The sequence below is a fragment of the Arthrobacter pityocampae genome (genome assembly GCF_002927275.1).
Lineage (GTDB): Bacteria > Actinomycetota > Actinomycetes > Actinomycetales > Micrococcaceae > Arthrobacter_D > Arthrobacter_D pityocampae.
On record NZ_PRKW01000002.1, the window covers coordinates 162,928 to 177,069 of the forward strand.

Annotated in this window: 15 protein-coding genes and 1 tRNA gene; 4 read left to right on the forward strand and 12 right to left on the reverse strand. The window is 71.5% G+C overall.

Annotation, left to right across the window (positions count from 1 at the left end; genetic code table 11):
- Positions 1–81 precede the first annotated feature (81 nt).
- From C4K88_RS04645 to C4K88_RS04655, 3 genes are all read right to left on the reverse strand, one after another.
- A complete protein-coding gene (locus C4K88_RS04645; protein ID WP_193900721.1) occupies positions 82–1,152 on the reverse strand; it encodes a tRNA (adenine-N1)-methyltransferase in 1,071 nt (356 codons plus the stop codon).
- 95 nt (positions 1,153–1,247) lie between these two features.
- Entirely contained in the window at positions 1,248–2,414 is a 1,167-nt protein-coding gene (locus C4K88_RS04650) for a site-2 protease family protein (protein ID WP_104120474.1), read from the reverse strand.
- Positions 2,411–3,208, reverse strand: a complete 798-nt coding sequence (locus C4K88_RS04655; RefSeq protein WP_277621634.1) for an HAD family hydrolase — start codon at positions 3,206–3,208, stop codon at positions 2,411–2,413. Before C4K88_RS04655 ends, C4K88_RS04650 begins: the two co-directional genes overlap by 4 nt.
- Positions 3,209–3,312: 104 nt before the next feature.
- Here C4K88_RS04655 and C4K88_RS04660 point away from each other — a divergent pair, with 104 nt between their 5' ends.
- Positions 3,313–4,203: a PAC2 family protein gene (locus C4K88_RS04660; RefSeq protein WP_394251809.1), complete on the forward strand. Its 891-nt coding sequence runs from the start codon at positions 3,313–3,315 to the stop codon at positions 4,201–4,203.
- Between the two features lie 16 nt (positions 4,204–4,219).
- Here C4K88_RS04660 and mshC read toward each other — a convergent pair whose 3' ends face one another.
- Both mshC and C4K88_RS04670 read right to left on the reverse strand, forming a co-directional pair.
- A complete protein-coding gene (gene mshC, locus C4K88_RS04665; RefSeq protein ID WP_104120475.1) occupies positions 4,220–5,485 on the reverse strand; it encodes a cysteine--1-D-myo-inosityl 2-amino-2-deoxy-alpha-D-glucopyranoside ligase in 1,266 nt (421 codons plus the stop codon).
- 23 nt (positions 5,486–5,508) lie between these two features.
- Positions 5,509–6,333: an undecaprenyl-diphosphate phosphatase gene (locus C4K88_RS04670; RefSeq protein WP_104120476.1), complete on the reverse strand. Its 825-nt coding sequence runs from the start codon at positions 6,331–6,333 to the stop codon at positions 5,509–5,511.
- 69 nt (positions 6,334–6,402) lie between these two features.
- On the opposite strand from C4K88_RS04670, the gene C4K88_RS04675 reads away from it, so the two are divergent.
- Complete coding sequence (locus C4K88_RS04675) at positions 6,403–7,329, forward strand: aldo/keto reductase (protein WP_104120477.1); 927 nt, start codon at positions 6,403–6,405, stop codon at positions 7,327–7,329.
- 63 nt (positions 7,330–7,392) lie between these two features.
- Here C4K88_RS04675 and C4K88_RS04680 read toward each other — a convergent pair whose 3' ends face one another.
- A complete protein-coding gene (locus tag C4K88_RS04680; RefSeq protein ID WP_104120478.1) occupies positions 7,393–7,665 on the reverse strand; it encodes a hypothetical protein in 273 nt (90 codons plus the stop codon).
- Positions 7,666–7,705: 40 nt separating this feature from the next.
- Between C4K88_RS04680 and C4K88_RS04685 the strand changes: the two genes are divergently transcribed.
- A complete protein-coding gene (locus C4K88_RS04685) occupies positions 7,706–7,939 on the forward strand; it encodes a DUF5703 family protein (RefSeq protein ID WP_104120479.1) in 234 nt (77 codons plus the stop codon).
- A 33-nt stretch (positions 7,940–7,972) separates the two neighbouring features.
- Here the strand turns inward: C4K88_RS04685 and C4K88_RS04690 are convergent, their stop codons facing one another.
- The 4 genes from C4K88_RS04690 to C4K88_RS04705 all read right to left on the reverse strand — a co-directional run bounded on the left by C4K88_RS04690 (position 7,973) and on the right by C4K88_RS04705 (position 11,527).
- Positions 7,973–9,148 carry an acyl-CoA dehydrogenase family protein gene (locus tag C4K88_RS04690; RefSeq protein WP_104120480.1) on the reverse strand — a complete coding sequence of 392 codons (1,176 nt, stop codon included), beginning with the start codon at positions 9,146–9,148 and terminating at the stop codon, positions 7,973–7,975.
- A gap of 46 nt (positions 9,149–9,194) precedes the next feature.
- The gene (locus C4K88_RS04695; RefSeq protein WP_104120481.1) at positions 9,195–10,496 is read right to left on the reverse strand and encodes a M20/M25/M40 family metallo-hydrolase; all 1,302 of its coding nucleotides are present in this window, start codon (positions 10,494–10,496) and stop codon (positions 9,195–9,197) included.
- A gap of 383 nt (positions 10,497–10,879) precedes the next feature.
- Positions 10,880–11,245, reverse strand: coding sequence for a cupin domain-containing protein (locus C4K88_RS04700; RefSeq protein WP_241521706.1), 366 nt, complete (start codon positions 11,243–11,245; stop codon positions 10,880–10,882).
- 198 nt (positions 11,246–11,443) lie between these two features.
- Positions 11,444–11,527: transfer RNA gene (locus tag C4K88_RS04705), tRNA-Leu, on the reverse strand.
- A gap of 293 nt (positions 11,528–11,820) precedes the next feature.
- On the opposite strand from C4K88_RS04705, the gene C4K88_RS04710 reads away from it, so the two are divergent.
- Positions 11,821–12,099 carry a hypothetical protein gene (locus C4K88_RS04710; protein ID WP_146065621.1) on the forward strand — a complete coding sequence of 93 codons (279 nt, stop codon included), beginning with the start codon at positions 11,821–11,823 and terminating at the stop codon, positions 12,097–12,099.
- A gap of 2 nt (positions 12,100–12,101) precedes the next feature.
- Here C4K88_RS04710 and C4K88_RS04715 read toward each other — a convergent pair whose 3' ends face one another.
- Together C4K88_RS04715 and C4K88_RS04720 are read right to left on the reverse strand one after the other, a co-directional pair.
- The gene (locus C4K88_RS04715) at positions 12,102–12,842 is read right to left on the reverse strand and encodes a M50 family metallopeptidase (protein WP_104120484.1); all 741 of its coding nucleotides are present in this window, start codon (positions 12,840–12,842) and stop codon (positions 12,102–12,104) included.
- 9 nt (positions 12,843–12,851) lie between these two features.
- The gene (locus C4K88_RS04720; RefSeq protein WP_104120485.1) at positions 12,852–14,132 is read right to left on the reverse strand and encodes a kynureninase; all 1,281 of its coding nucleotides are present in this window, start codon (positions 14,130–14,132) and stop codon (positions 12,852–12,854) included.
- Positions 14,133–14,142: the final 10 nt, after the last annotated feature.

The window sequence follows — 14,142 nt, forward strand, 5'->3', positions numbered from 1 at the left end:
TACTGTTGCTGCCCTGTGTAACGCGTGGGGGCCTCGGACCTCTTCCCGTCATCTTCCCGTCATCGGGGACCCGCCGACGCCCTACTCGACGGTGCCGCCGTCGGCGATCGCGTCGCGGCGGGCCTGGGCCTCCTCGGCCGGCAGGGAGCCGCGCTGGATGGTGGACGCCGCATCCCGGGCCACGCGGCGCAGCCGCTTGTCGGAGACCTCGCGCTCCCCCACCGCCTGCGGTGTCCAGGCGTTGAGGTCCTCCTCGCTGAACCCGGTCTTGGAGGGCCGGCGCTTCGGGGTGAAGCCGGTGGCGCCCTCGGCCAGCCGGCGGGCGGTCAGCAGGAACCCGGTGTGGGCGACCATGCGGTGGTCGGGGCGGACGGCGAGGCCCTCGAGGTGCCAGCCGCGCACCATGGACTCCCACCCCTCGGGCTCCGTGAAGCGGCCGTCCGCGCGGATGGCCTCGGCGGTGCGGGAGAGCTGCGTGACCGTGGCCACGTAGCTGATCCAGACACCCCCGGGGGCCAGCACGGTGGCGACGGCGTCGAGGCACTCCCAGGGTGCGAGCATGTCCAGGACCACGCGGTCCACGGATCCGGGCTCCTCCTGGGCGAGGACCTGCTCCTGGAAGTCGCCGAGGGTGATCCGCCAGGCCGGGTGGGGTCCGCCGAAGATCGTCTCGACGTTGCCGCGGGCGATGTCCGCGAACTCCTCGCGGCGCTCGAAGGAGTGCAGATAGCCGTCGTCGCCCACGGCCCGCAGCAGCGAGATGGACAGCGCCCCGGAGCCCACGCCGGCCTCGACGACGCGCGCGCCCGGGTAGATGTCGGCCATCGTCACGATCTGGCCGGCGTCCTTCGGGTAGACGACGGCCGCGCCGCGCGGCATCGACAGGACGAAGTCCGACAGCAGGGGCCGCAGGGCCTGGTACAGCTGGCCGGTGGTGTTCTCGAGGATGGTGCCCTCGGTGGCGCCGATGAGGGAGTCGTGCTGGAGGAAGCCCTTGTGGGTGTGGAACGCGCCGCCGGGCGTGAGGGTGACCGTGTTCATGCGGCCCTTCTCGTCGGTCAGCTGGACGCGCTCGCCGGCGCGGAACGGGCCGCGGCGGGCCGCGGCGCCGTGCGGGCCGGCGGGGGCTTCGGGGGTGGGGGCGGTGCTCATGGAGGGTCCTTCGGCGTGGGCCGGCGGGGCCGGCATGAATGGGGTGGTCGAGGCGGGGAGGACGGGTGCGTGGTGGGGCGGAGTGCGGCCGTCGGTCAGGCGCCGGGAGCTGTTCCCGCGGTGCCCTTGCCCGTGATGGCCTGCACGACCGTCCGCTGGTGGAGCAGTCCGGTGACGGCGCCGGCGCGGTTCACGACGGCGTACTCGTTGCCTTCGAGGCGTGCGAGGAACTGCACGAGCTCCTGCCCCTCGGCCCACTCGGGGACGTATGCGCCGGCGGCGAGGCGCCGCGCGGCGGCGGTGGCCGCTGTGGCGTCCGCGGTCTCGTCGGGGACGGCCAGCAGTGCGGCGTCGTCCACCACGGCCTCGGGGACACCGGTGGGCCCGGTGAGGACGACGGCGGTCCCCGGGTTCTCCCGGAGGATGCGGCGGACGGCGAGCACGCTCGTGCCCGCGGGGACACCGACCGCGGGTTGCTGCAGGCGTCCGGCGCTGATCGCGGGCAGGCGCAGGCGCATCTTCGCGTTCGTGATCGCGGCCGTCGCCCCCATCCACAGGAAGGCGCCCATGACCACGGCGATGAGGATGAACGGGAGATCGGGACCGCGGCCCTGGACCAGCGGCACGGCCACCACGGAACCCAGCAGCAGGACCACGAGGACGCGTCCGGCCCAGCCGGCCGCCACGGTGCCCTTCTCCTGGCTCCCGGTGACCCGCCAGACCGCGCTCTCGACGAGGCGCCCGCCGTCCAGGGGCAGCCCCGGGAGGACGTTGAACACCGCGACGAGCAGGTTCGCCCAGACGAGGATCACCGTCAGGAGGTAGGCGACGCCGCCAGGGTCCACCATCTGGAGGATTCCCCAGCCCAGGCCGGCGAGCACGAAGTTCGCTGCCGGCCCCGCGAGGGCGACCAGGAGGGAGCGCCCCGGGGAGGAGTTGAAGCTCGCGAACTGGGTGTGTCCGCCCCACAGGTTGAGCACGATCTCCTTGGTGGGCCAGCCGAACGACCGGGCGGTGAGCGCGTGCGCGAGTTCGTGGATGAGGACGGACGCCGCGAGGAGCAGGGCGTAGCCGAGGGCGACGGCGTACGCGCCGACGCCGATCCCGGGGACGACCTGGCCCACGCGCGGTCCGAAGACCAGCACGATGAACGCCGTGATGACGAACCAGGACCAGGCGAGGATCACCGGGACGCCGGCGATCCGCCCGAGCGGCAGCCCGGCGGTCCTCTCCTGCTGCGGTGCCTGCTGGGCTCCGCTCACGCGACGTTCTCGCCGTCGTCGAAGGCGTCGTCCCCGACACCGCTCCCGGCGGCCGGCAGCAGGGCCGCGAGGTCCGCCGGCGTGCGTCCGGCGAGGGTGTCCCAGTCGGTGCGGCGTGCATCCGGCGGCAGGGGCACGAAGTGCGGGACGGCGAGGGTGGTGAGCCCGGCGGCGAGGGCCGAGGTCACCCCGGGCAGGGAGTCCTCGATCGCGACCACGGCGTCCTTGCCCAGTCCCGGCTGGTCGGCCGCCAGCAGGTCGAAGCCCAGCTGGTAGGCCTCCGGATCGGGTTTGCCGGCGCTCACGCGGTCCCCGGTGACGAGGTGGGAGAACGTCCCCTCGGGCAGGTGCGCGGCGACCGCACCGGCGAGGAGGGTCTCGGACATGGTGACCATGGCGCACGGGATGCCCTCGGCGTGCAGCGCGGCGAGCATCTCGCGTGCACCCGGACGCCAGGGGACGGCCCTGGCGACGTCGGCTGCCACGCGCCCGATCAGGTGATCGATGATGTCGCGGGTGCCGAGGTCCACGCCGGCCTGCTGGAGCTGCCCGGCAGAGAATTCGAGGGCCTGGCCCACGAGGGTGGTCGCCTGCTCGTCCGTCCACGTCCCGCCGTGCGCCTCGACGAGGTCCTTCTCGGCCCGGATCCAGTAGGGCTCGGTGTCGACGATGGTTCCGTCCATGTCCCAGAGCACGCCCCGCAGGCCGCCGGAGTTCCCGGCGCCGGCCGCGCCGTCGTCGTCGATCGCGTCGGGGGCAAGGAGGTGCATGCTGCCGGGAGGGTGGGGTGCCATGCCTTCAAGTCTACGGGGGCGGCCCGGCAGGGCACGTCCGCCGCCCCCTCCACGGCAGCACAGCCCGCCTGACATCGCCGCGTGCCGGGGTCTAGGGTGAGAGCGTGGATAGCTTCGAAGAGAACCAGCCGACCGGCGTGCAGGACCTGTTCCAGGACGCCGCCGAGCCCGAGCGCAGGACCACGATCATGCTCGCGGCCTTCGAGGGATGGAACGACGCCGGCGAGGCGGCCAGCGACGCGCTGAAGTACATGGGGCGCTTCTTCGGCAGTGAGCGCATCTCCACGATCGACGCCGACGAGTTCTACGACTTCCAGTTCACCCGCCCCATGATCAAGCGGAACGCGGCCGGTCAGCGCCGCATCAAGTGGCCCAACACCCGCATCAGCAAGACCGTCGTGCCCCACTCGAACATCGACCTGATCCTCGTCAACGGCGTCGAGCCGTCCTACAAGTGGCGCGCCTACACCGCCGAACTGGTCGCACTGGCGAAGGAGCTCAGCGTCGACTGCATCGTCCTCGTCGGTGCGCTCCTGGCGGACGTCCCGCACTCGCGGCCCATCCCGGTGACGGTCACCTCCGACGACGACCTCGTCCGGCAGAGCCTGGACGTCGAGCCGTCCACGTACGAGGGTCCGATCGGGATCGTGGGCGTGCTGGCCGAGATGGGGCTCCTCGCAGACATCCCCACCATGTCCCTGTGGGCCGCCGTGCCGCACTACGTGGGCCAGTCGCCCTCGCCGAAGGCGCAGCTCGCGCTCCTGAACAAACTCGAGGAGATCCTGCAGGTCGCGGTGGACACCCATCTGCTCACGGAGGAGTCGGAGGCCTGGGAGCGCGGGGTCGACGAACTCGCCACGGAGGACCCCGAGGTCGCCGCCTACGTGCGCCAGCTCGAGGAGGCCAAGGACACCGTGGACCTCCCGGAGGCCAGCGGCGAGTCGATCGCCCGGGAGTTCGAGCGGTACCTGAAGAAGCGCCGTCGCGACCAGTAGGACCAGTCGGCCGGCGCTAGAGCCGGACGCCGAGCAGGGCGTCGACGACGTCCGCCAGAGCCCGCCCGTCCGTCCCGCCGGCACGCGGCGTCGCAGCCCAGGCGTCGATCGCGGCCAGCGCTGCCGGCGCGTCGAGGTCGTCCGCCAGATGCGCCCGCACCTGTTCGCGGAGCCCGGCGACGTCGTCGTGGGTCGCGGACCGCGCGGCCTCGCGCCACAGGGCCAGCCGGCGGATCGCGGTCTCGAGGACTTCGTCCGTCCAGGGCCAGTCGGCGCGGTAGTGGTGGGCCAGGATCGCGAGGCGGATCGCCGCGGGATCGACGCCGGCCCGGCGGAGCTTCGAGACTAGGACGAGGTTCCCGCGGGACTTGCTCATCTTCCCGCCGTCGTAGCCGACCATCCCGGCGTGGGCGTAGTGCTGCGCCAGGGGCGTGCCGCCGGCAGCCCACGCATGGGCGGCGCTCATCTCGTGATGCGGGAAGACGAGGTCCGAGCCCCCGCCCTGGACGGTGAACGGGGACGGCAGGAACTGCCGGGCGATGACGGCACACTCGATGTGCCAGCCCGGCCGCCCGTCGCCGAGCGATCCGCCCGGCCAGCTCGGCTCCCCCGGCCGTGCCGCGCGCCAGAGCAGGGGGTCGAGGGCGTTGCGCTTGAAGGGTCGCTGGGGGTCGCCGCCGCGCTCGGCCGAGAGCGCGAGCATCTTCTCGACGTCGAGGTGCGAGACCTGACCGAGGAACCAGCGTGCGTCGTCGTCGGTATCGAGGGCGGCCGCCGCGTCGAGGGAGAAGTAGACGTCGCCGTCGGGTTCCGCGCCCTCCCCGGGCACCGTGTAGGCGAGATCACGCCCCACCAGCTTCTCGACGATCGGGACGATCCAGTCGATCGACTCGACGGCCCCGACGTAGTGGTCCGGCGGCAGGACGTTCAGGGCCTCCATGTCCTCCCGGAACAGGGCGATCTGGTCGGCGGCGAGGTCCCGCCAGTCCACGCCGGTGGCGGTGGCGCGCTCGAGGAGCGGATCGTCGACGTCGGTCACGTTCTGCACGTAGCGCACCGTGGACCCGGCATCCCGCCAGGTCCGGTTGAGGAGGTCGAACGCCACGTACGTCGCCGCGTGACCGAGGTGCGTGGCGTCGTACGGGGTGATCCCGCAGACGTAGAGGCTCTGCTCCGGCCGGTTCCCGAGGGGCGCGGGCCCCTGGAGTGCCGTGTCGAACAGGCTGACACCCGCCTGGGTGCCGTCGAGTACTGGGACAGGGGTCGAATTCCACGCAATCACACGATCAACCTTACGGGCCTCGCTCAGGCGCTGATGACGCCGAGGCCGAGCAGCACGTACAGGGCGAGGCCGAGGAGGATCCGGTACCAGACGAAGAGCCCGTAGCCGCGTGTGGTGACGTACCGGAGGAACCAGCCGATGATGGCGAACCCGACCAGGAAGGCCACGACGGTGGCGAGGGCGGTCTCCCCGAGCCCGTACGGACCGGTCTCGTCGAAGCTCTTCACGAGCTGGAACACGCCGCTGCCGAACACGGCGGGGATGGCCAGCAGGAACGAGTAGCGCGCGGCGGCCTCCCGCGTGTAGCCCATCAGGAGGCCGGCGGTGATGGTGCCACCCGAGCGTGACACACCGGGGATCAGCGCCAGCGCCTGCGCCAGCCCGTAGAGGATGCCGTGACGGTAGGTGAGGCTCTTCAGGTCGCGCGTCTGCCGTCCGACGGCGTCGGCGACCGCCAGGATGAGCCCGAAGACGATCAGCATGGTGGCGACGATCCACATGCTGCGGAAGGAGCTCTCGATCTGGTCCTGGAACAGGAGGCCGAGCACCACGATGGGCACGCTGCCGATGATGACCAGCCAGCCCATACGCGCATCCGGGTCGTCCCGCGGGACGGTGCCCCTCAGAGCACCGAACCAGGCCGCCACGATCCGCACGATGTCCTTCCAGAAGAACACGACGACGGCGGTCTCGGTCCCCAGCTGGGTGATGGCGGTGAACGCTGCCCCCGGATCCTCCGCGCCGGGGAGGAACTCACCGACGATCCGCAGGTGTGCGCTCGATGAAATGGGTAGGAATTCCGTAAGGCCCTGGACGAACCCCAGGATGATTGCTTCTATCCAATTCACCCTTGAAACCCTAAGCCATACGGCACGGCCCGCCGCCATCCGGCCGGCGCCAGGCTTAGGCTTGCCCTCATGCAACGGCGAAATGTGGGGATGAGCGGCCTGACCGTGTCCGCTCTGGGGCTGGGCACCATGAACTGGGGCCAGGAGGTGTCCGAGGAGGCCGCGCGGGAGCAGCTGCGCCTGTTCACCGACGCCGGGGGCACGCTCGTCGAGACCGCTGCGCGCTACGGCGAGGGCCAGGCGGAGGCGATCCTCGGCGGCTTCATCGGCGACACCGTGGCCCGCTCGGAACTCGTCCTCGTGGCGCAGGGCGGTACCACCCGTACCGGCAGCCGGCGCCTCGACGGATCGCGCCGGGGCCTGCTCGACTCGCTCGACGCCTCCCTGTCGCTGCTCGGGACGGACCACGTCGACATCTGGCTCGCGCCCTCCCCCGACTCCGCCGTCCCGCTGCAGGAGACGCTCAGCGCGCTGGAGGCCGCCTACGTGACCGGCCGTGCCCGCTACGTCGGCGTCTCCGGGTACGCCGGCTGGGAGTTCGCGCGGGCGGCCGCGACGGCGTCCTTCCCGCTCCTCGTGAACGACGTCGAGTACTCGCTCGTGAACCGCGGCGCCGAGCGGGACGTACTCCCCGCCGTCGAGGCGTTCGGGGCCGCAGTGCTCGCCTGGGGGCCCCTCGGCCGGGGCGTGCTGACCGGCAAGTACCGCGGGAGGATCCCCACGGAATCCCGCGGCGCCTCCGACGTGTGGGCGCCGTACGTGGAGCCCTATCTCGCCGGGAAGCCGCAGCGCGTCACGGAGGCGCTGTGCACGGCCGCGCGGGGGCTCGATCTGCAACCCCACGAACTCGCCCTGCGCTGGCTCCTGCACCGGCCCGGCGTGGCCTCCGCGATCGTGGGCGCCAGGACGCCGCAGCAGCTCAAGGAGATCCTGCAGACCAGCGCCTCGCCCGTCGCCGACCCCATCGCGGCGGTCCTCGACGAGGTCTCCGCCTAGGACGGCGGCTGGGATCCGGCGGCCTGGCCGCCTCGGGTCCGGCGACGCCGCAGGATCCGTCCCCTAGTTCTCGACTTCGGCCTCCACGAGGCGCGACGCGTACTCGGCGTCCTCGTCGTCGTCCTCGTCCTCGTCGTCCTCGTAGATGTCGAGGGGGAGGCTCTCCCCGAAGGCGTCGTAGAGAGCCTCCTCGTAGACCTCGAAGGCGTCGGCGATCCCCACGTAGGCCGCTTCCACGGCCGGGTCGTCCTCGCGCCGTCGTGATGCCGACGCCGCGAGGTGCTCCTCGAGGGCCGTCACGAGGGACTGGAGCGCCACGCGCGGATCTATGCTCATGGCTCGACGTTATCGGTAAAGTGGACGGAATTGGAGGAACATGCGAGAACATTTTCTGAATGCGACAGCCGTCCGGGAGCGCGACTATGGGCGGCAGTACGAATACCTGGTCCTCACGGTGAACGCCGGGGAACCGCTGCCCGCCGCGCGCAAGCTCGTCGCGGAGCACGCGGAGTACGGCAAGTGGGAACTCGAGCGGAGCTGCATCTACATGGGCGGTGGCCGGCGGTACTGGCTGCGCCGGAAGGTCCTCCGCGTCGAGCGCACCGCCTGAGACCGGCTGCGTCGCAGAGGCCGAGTGGGCCCGTCAGGCCGACGGCGGTCCCAACAGCGCAGCCGCGACCGTGGCACGTGCCGACTCCTCCGTCGAGGGATGGAACTGCCCGGCCAGGGCGTCGCGGTGGAGGCGGACCACCTCCGACGACGCCGAGAACCCCGACCCCCCGCCCACATGCAGCGCCGCCGTCGTGGCAGCCACCGCGGCCTCCACGGCGTGGGTCTTCAGTGTCACGAGGCGCGCGAACCACTCGGCCACCGCGCCCGCCCGTGCGTCCAGGTCCTGGGTGACCTGCCGGAGCTCGGCGGCCACGCCGATCCGCTGCATGCCGGGCCCGGCCAGCAGGTTCCGCAGCACGGGATCGTCGGCCAGCGGGCGGTCCCCCACATGGCTCCGTCGACGCGTCAACGCAGCCGCCGCGAGGTCGAGGGCGCGGTCCGCGATGCCGAGGTAGACGGACGCGATGAGCGTCTCGAACGCCGCGAAGATCCCGAAGACCAGCGGGTCGGCATTGGGTCCCACCGGCAGGGTGCGGAAGACCGCGTCCGCGGGCACGCGCACGCCGTCCAGGCGGGTCGTGTTCGACCGGGTGGCGCGCATTCCCAGCGGATTCCAGTCCTCGAGGATCTCCACGCCGGGCGTGCCGCGCGGGACGAACGCGTGGAGGATTGCAGCGTCCCCGCCGTCCTCGCCGTCGAGCTTCCCGAAGATCCCGAGGCGGGTCCACACGGGTGAGAGGCTCGTGAAGACCTTCGTGCCGGTGTACGCGAAGCCGCCGTCGGGGAGGCGGTCCACGCGGGTCAGCGAGTCGAAGAGGACGGCGTCGTTGCCGGGCTCGGAGACGCCGAAAGCGAACACCTCGCCCTGCGCGGCCTCGTCGAGGACGAAGCGCAGCGAGGAGTCGCCGCGGTCCGCGAGGAGACCGGCGACGGCCGTCCAGACCAGGTGCATGTTGATGCCGAGCGCCGTGGCGGGGGCCGCCGCCGCCAGTCGGCGCTGGGCCGCGGCGGCCCGGGCCATCCCGCCGGCGTCGCCGGGCGGGGTGTCCGCCAGCAGGCGCAGGTACCCGACCGCTGTCAGGTCGTCGAAATCCTCGGCGAAGAAGGTGTTCGCGGCGTCATGGCCTGCCGCCCGTCCCCGGAACCGTTCCAGCAGGTCATCGGGCAGGAGCTGCCCGAGGTCGTCGGTCGTCGTCGTGAGGGTCATGGCGCCTCCAGCGGTGGTCGGATCCTGCTCGGTCGTCGGATCCAGCTCAGTAGGTGGTCAGCAGGCGGGAGAGCACCCTCGCCCCGAAGCGCAGCGAGTCCGTGGGGACGCGCTCGTCGACGCCGTGGAACATGCCGGTGAAATCGAGCTCGTCGGGCAGTTGCAGGGGCGCGAAGCCGTACCCCGTGATGCCGAGACGGCTCAGCGACTTGTTGTCGGTGCCGCCCGAGAGCGTGTAGGGAAGGACCTTCGCGCCCGGGTCCTCCGCGTGCAGGGCATCGATCATCGAGTCCACGAGGTTGCCGGCGAACGGTACCTCGAGGGAGGTGTCCTTGTGCTCGTAGCTCACCTCGACGCCGTCGCCCGCGAGACCGCGGATGATCTCCAGCACCTGGTCCTGCTGGCCGGGCAGGGTGCGCACGTCGATCAGCGCCTCGGCGGTCCCGGGGATCACGTTGTGCTTGTAGCCGCTCTTGAGCACGGTGGGGTTCGCGGTGTTCTGCAGGGTCGCCCCGACGAAGCGCGCCACGGTGCCGAGCTCCCTGAGGAGCACGTCCGGGTTGTCGGGGTCGAACTCGACGCCGGTCAGCTCGGTGACGCCGTCGAGGAACTGCCGCGTGGTGGGCGTCAGTTCGATGGGCCAGGCGTGGTCCCCGATGCGGGTGACGGCACGCGCGAGGGCGGTGACCGCGTTGTCGGTGTTGATCTGCGAACCGTGCCCCGCGCGGCCGTGGGCCACGAGGCGCAGCCAGGAGATGCCCTTCTCCGCCGTCTGCAGGAGGTAGGTGCGCTGCCCGCCGATCGTCGCGGAGAACCCGCCCACCTCGGAGATGGCCTCCGTGGCTCCCTCGAAGAGTTCCGGTTTGTTGTCCACGAGCCAGGACGCACCGTAGGCGCCGCCGGCCTCCTCGTCGGCGAAGAACCCGAAGATGAGGTCCCGCCGGGGCTTGATGCCGTTCCGCTGCATGGAGCGCAGGACGGACAGGATCATGGCGTCCATGTCCTTCATGTCCACGGCGCCCCGACCCCAGATGAGGCCGTCCTTCTCCTCCCCGCCGAAGGGATCGACCGTCCAGTCCTCCTTCTGCGCGGGGACGACGTCGAGGTGCCCGTGCACCACGAGGGCGGGCAGCGAGGAGTCGGAGCCCTCCATGCGGGCGAGCACCGAGGTGCGGCCAGGGGCGGCTTCGAACAGCTGGGTGGGGAGTCCCACCTCCTCGATGAGCGCGGCCGTGTACTCGGCGGCCTTCCGCTCCCCCGGACCGGCGTTGTCCCCGAAGTTCGAGGTATCGATGCGGATCAGTTCCTGGCAGATCCTGACGACTTCATCTTCGGGTGTGATGCCCACGTGGTCCTCCTCGGTAGCGGTTGCGCCTCCAGCCTACCGAGCGCGTGCGCCATGACGACGCCGGCTTGCCCGTGGACACGGAGAGGCCCCGGTCGGATCAGGCCGGTCGGCCTCCACCGGGGCGGCCGTCGTGTTGCCAGGGCGGCCGGCGCGTTCATGAACGGTGTCGTCATGGGGACAGGCGTCGCCGTGCGCGCTGCCGAGGGGACTGCCGTCGAGCTCCCCGTGATGGCTTCCCGTCCAGTCGACGCCCTCCTCCGACTCCGGATCATCTCTGGAGACCCGGTACGTGACCAGCGGCAGAAAGCGCGCCATCCTGTGGTCTCGTCCTGTGGTCTCGTCGACGCCTGCCGTGCTGTCCGAACGGAGCTGGTGCCTCGGGGTCAGCCTCTGGCGTAGTCGGCGAACCCCTGCCAGTCGATGAAGACGCAGGGTGCGTCCCCCACGACCCAGGCGTCGTGCCCGGGGGCCATGACCGCGACGTCGCCCGGCCCGTACTCCATCTCCTCCCCGTCGTCCATGACGACCGTCATCCGGCCGGAGACGAAGTAGCCCACGTGCGCGGACTGGCAGCTGTCGGTGCCGGCGATCGGCTTGACGTGCTCGGACCAGCGCCAGCCGGGCTGGAAGGTGGCGCGGCCCACCACCCCCGTCCCCGAGCCGACGAGCTGCAGATGGCCCGTATCCCCCTCGAAGGGACGCGTCTCCTCGGGGGCGTCGAAGTTCTTCCTGACCAGACCTGGCATCATGACCTCCGGTGGTGGGTAGCGACCGCTTTCTCCAGGGTCCTGCCGATCGGCAGGACCTGCCGGATTCGCGAGACCAGAATGGACCTGCCGTCCGGGAGGGTCAAGAGCACTTGGGCTGGAATGCGGCCATCACGTCCCTCCCTGCTCGAGGACACGAGAAAGCCCCCGGCCAGATTTCTCTGACCAGGGGCTTCACTGTGCGCGGAGGGGGACTTGAACCCCCACCCTCAATAAGAGGACTAGCACCTCAAGCTAGCGCGTCTGCCATTCCGCCACCCGCGCGGGTGGTTTTTCACCGTAGAAACCGGCGAAAGCAACGAGAAAGACTCTAACACGACCGAGGCCCGGATGGTGAATCGGCGGGCGCCCCCGCGCCGGCGGGCGCCTCGTCCGACTGCGCCAGGAAAGGGCGGATACCTCGACCGGGCGAACTGCAACCGTGGCGGCGTCCTGTCGTCGAGAATCCTTCCCGACTATTGTTGAAGGAAGAGTGACCACCGACCGCACTGCATCGCAGGAAGGGAAGGGACTACATGGACGACGACTGCCGCACTGGTTCCGACCGCACAGTCGGCATGGAACCCGCCAAGAAGCGCGACCAGGACCAGCATGCCCTGACCTGCGACGCCATGAAGCGCGCGAACATCTCCGTCCGTGACCTCTGGGAGCACTACTCGAGCATGGGCGGGGGCGTAGACGAGTACGAGGTCACCGCCTACCTGAACGGCCTGATCGACCTCCCTGAGACGGAGCGGGACTTCATCTCGCAGGCCGTCAACGAACTCTACGACGACCTCTGCCGCCAGCAGGGAGCCCCCTACAGCTCAGGGCACCTCCAGCACGGCGACACCTGAGATCAGGACGACGCCGCCGCGATCAGGGCCAGCGGCGCCACGGACAGGGCAACCGCCGAGGCGATGACCAGGGCGAACAGGCCGAGCCAGACCGGCGACGGCACGCGGGTCGCCAGGCGGAGCAGGTGGGCGTCGGACGAGGCGAGGTCCCGCCGTCGTCGGTGGACGCCGGCCACCTTCACCCAGTCACGGCACGCCCCCACCAGCAACGCGACGCCCAGCACCAGGCAGGCATAGCCCGCCGGGGCCGCTCCCCCGAACCAGACGAGCCCGAGGGACACCGCTGCGCTGCCCCCGAGGATGAGCACGCCCTGCCCGTTCCGGATCAGCACCAGGGCCGCCACCAGGAGCACCGCGCCGAGCGACAGGGCGGCCGGCGCCCAGCCGTACGCGGCGCCCCAGAGGAGCAGGGAGCCGACGACGGCGGGCACCGGGTAGCCCCAGAAGGTCGTGAACGCCGCCCGCCAACCCCGGCGGGCGCGGCTCGTCGTCGTGCCCGAGTGGTCGAGGCGGAGAGTGATCCCGGTGACGCGCTGCAGGGTCAGCAGGGCGGCGGCCGCATGACCGAGTTCGTGGACCACCGTGACGAACAGTCCGAAGATCCGCCAGGAGCGCCGGGGCACCGAGAGGGCGACGGCCACCACGACGAGCAGGACGAGTCCCGTGGCACCGATGGCGGGCGGGGCCACCCGGAGGAAGCCGTCGGTGATCCGCTCCCAGAGTTCCCCGGGCAGGGTGTCCACCGCTGATCCCTACCCGGCGCCGCGGGCCGCCGGATGGAGGCGATCGGCGCCGGCCCCGTGTGCCGCCTGCTCCAGTCGTGCGGCGATGGCCCCGACGGCGAGCGCGACCTCGCGGAACGACGTCGACAGCGGGGAGAGGCCCAGCCGGATCCCGTTCGGGTTGCGGTAGTCGGGGATGACGCCGTCCTGCCACAGCTCCGGCACCATCCCGGCGAAGGCGGGATGGTCGACGGTGATGTGGCCGCCGCGGTCCTGCGCGGCACGCGGCGAGGCGAGGACCACGCCGTACGGGGCCAGGACGGCGTCGACGGCGTCGACGGCGAAGGCGGTCAGGTCCTCGGACTTCGCCCGGACGGCGGGCATGCCGACCTCCTCGATGAGGGTGATCATGTCCTGCATCGGGAGCATACCGACGATCGGCGGGGTGCCCGAGACCAGCCGTCGGATGCCGTCGGCGGGCTGGTAGGCGGCGCCCATGGCGAACGGGTCCGCGCTGCCCAGCCAGCCGAGGATCGGCTGGTCGAGGGTCGGCAGGTGCCGCTCCGCGACGTAGGCCCAGGCCGGGGCTCCCGGTCCGCCGTTGAGGTACTTGTAGCTGCACCCTGCCGCGAAGTCGACGTCCCAGGCGTCGAGGTCCGCCGGAACGGACCCCACGGAGTGGCTGAGGTCCCAGAGGACGAGGGCCCCGGCGTCGTGTGCGATGCCCGTGATGGCGGGGACGTCGGCGATGAACCCGGAACGGTACGCCACGTGGCTGAGCAGCACGAGGGCGGTGTCGGGTCCGACGGCGGCGGCGACGTCCGCGGGTGTCGCCCCGCCGTCGTACGCGACATCGATCCAGCGCAGCGTCAGGCCGCGCTCGCGGGCGATCCCCTCGACGATGAAGCGGTCCGTCGGGAAGTTGTCGCGGTCGATGACGATCTCCGTCCGCCCGGGGCGCGCCGCCACTGCCGCGCGTGCCAGCTTGTAGAGGAGGACGCTCGTCGAGTCCGCGACGACGCACTGCCCGGCGGCCGCTCCGAGCGCCACCCGGCCCAGCTGGTCGCCGATCCGCTCCGCCTGCCCGAGCCACCCCTCGTCCCACCCACGGATCAGGCGACCGCCCCACTGGTCCCGGACGAAGGAGGCCAGTCCGTCCATCGTCGCGGTGAGCGGGCGGCCGAGGGAATTGCCGTCGAGGTAGGAGAGCACGGCGTCGTCGTTCGTGCCGAGGAACAGCGCACGGTGCGGGCCGAGGGGATCTGCGGCGTCGAGGTCCGCCGCGCGGGTGAGGAGGTCGAAGCCGGTCATGCGCCCAGTC

Excerpts from the sequence above, each read along its gene's own strand:
- C4K88_RS04645 (WP_193900721.1), bottom strand. The coding sequence starts at position 1,152 with ATGAGCACCGCCCCCACCCCCGAAGCCCCCGCCGGCCCGCACGGCGCC.
- C4K88_RS04655 (WP_277621634.1), bottom strand. The coding sequence starts at position 3,208 with ATGGCACCCCACCCTCCCGGCAGCATGCACCTCCTTGCCCCCGACGCG.
- C4K88_RS04675 (WP_104120477.1), top strand. The coding sequence starts at position 6,403 with ATGCAACGGCGAAATGTGGGGATGAGCGGCCTGACCGTGTCCGCTCTG.
- C4K88_RS04680 (WP_104120478.1), bottom strand. The coding sequence starts at position 7,665 with ATGAGCATAGATCCGCGCGTGGCGCTCCAGTCCCTCGTGACGGCCCTC.
- C4K88_RS04685 (WP_104120479.1), top strand. The coding sequence starts at position 7,706 with ATGCGAGAACATTTTCTGAATGCGACAGCCGTCCGGGAGCGCGACTAT.
- C4K88_RS04690 (WP_104120480.1), bottom strand. The coding sequence starts at position 9,148 with ATGACCCTCACGACGACGACCGACGACCTCGGGCAGCTCCTGCCCGAT.
- C4K88_RS04700 (WP_241521706.1), bottom strand. The coding sequence starts at position 11,245 with ATGATGCCAGGTCTGGTCAGGAAGAACTTCGACGCCCCCGAGGAGACG.
- C4K88_RS04710 (WP_146065621.1), top strand. The coding sequence starts at position 11,821 with ATGGAACCCGCCAAGAAGCGCGACCAGGACCAGCATGCCCTGACCTGC.
- C4K88_RS04720 (WP_104120485.1), bottom strand. The coding sequence starts at position 14,132 with ATGACCGGCTTCGACCTCCTCACCCGCGCGGCGGACCTCGACGCCGCA.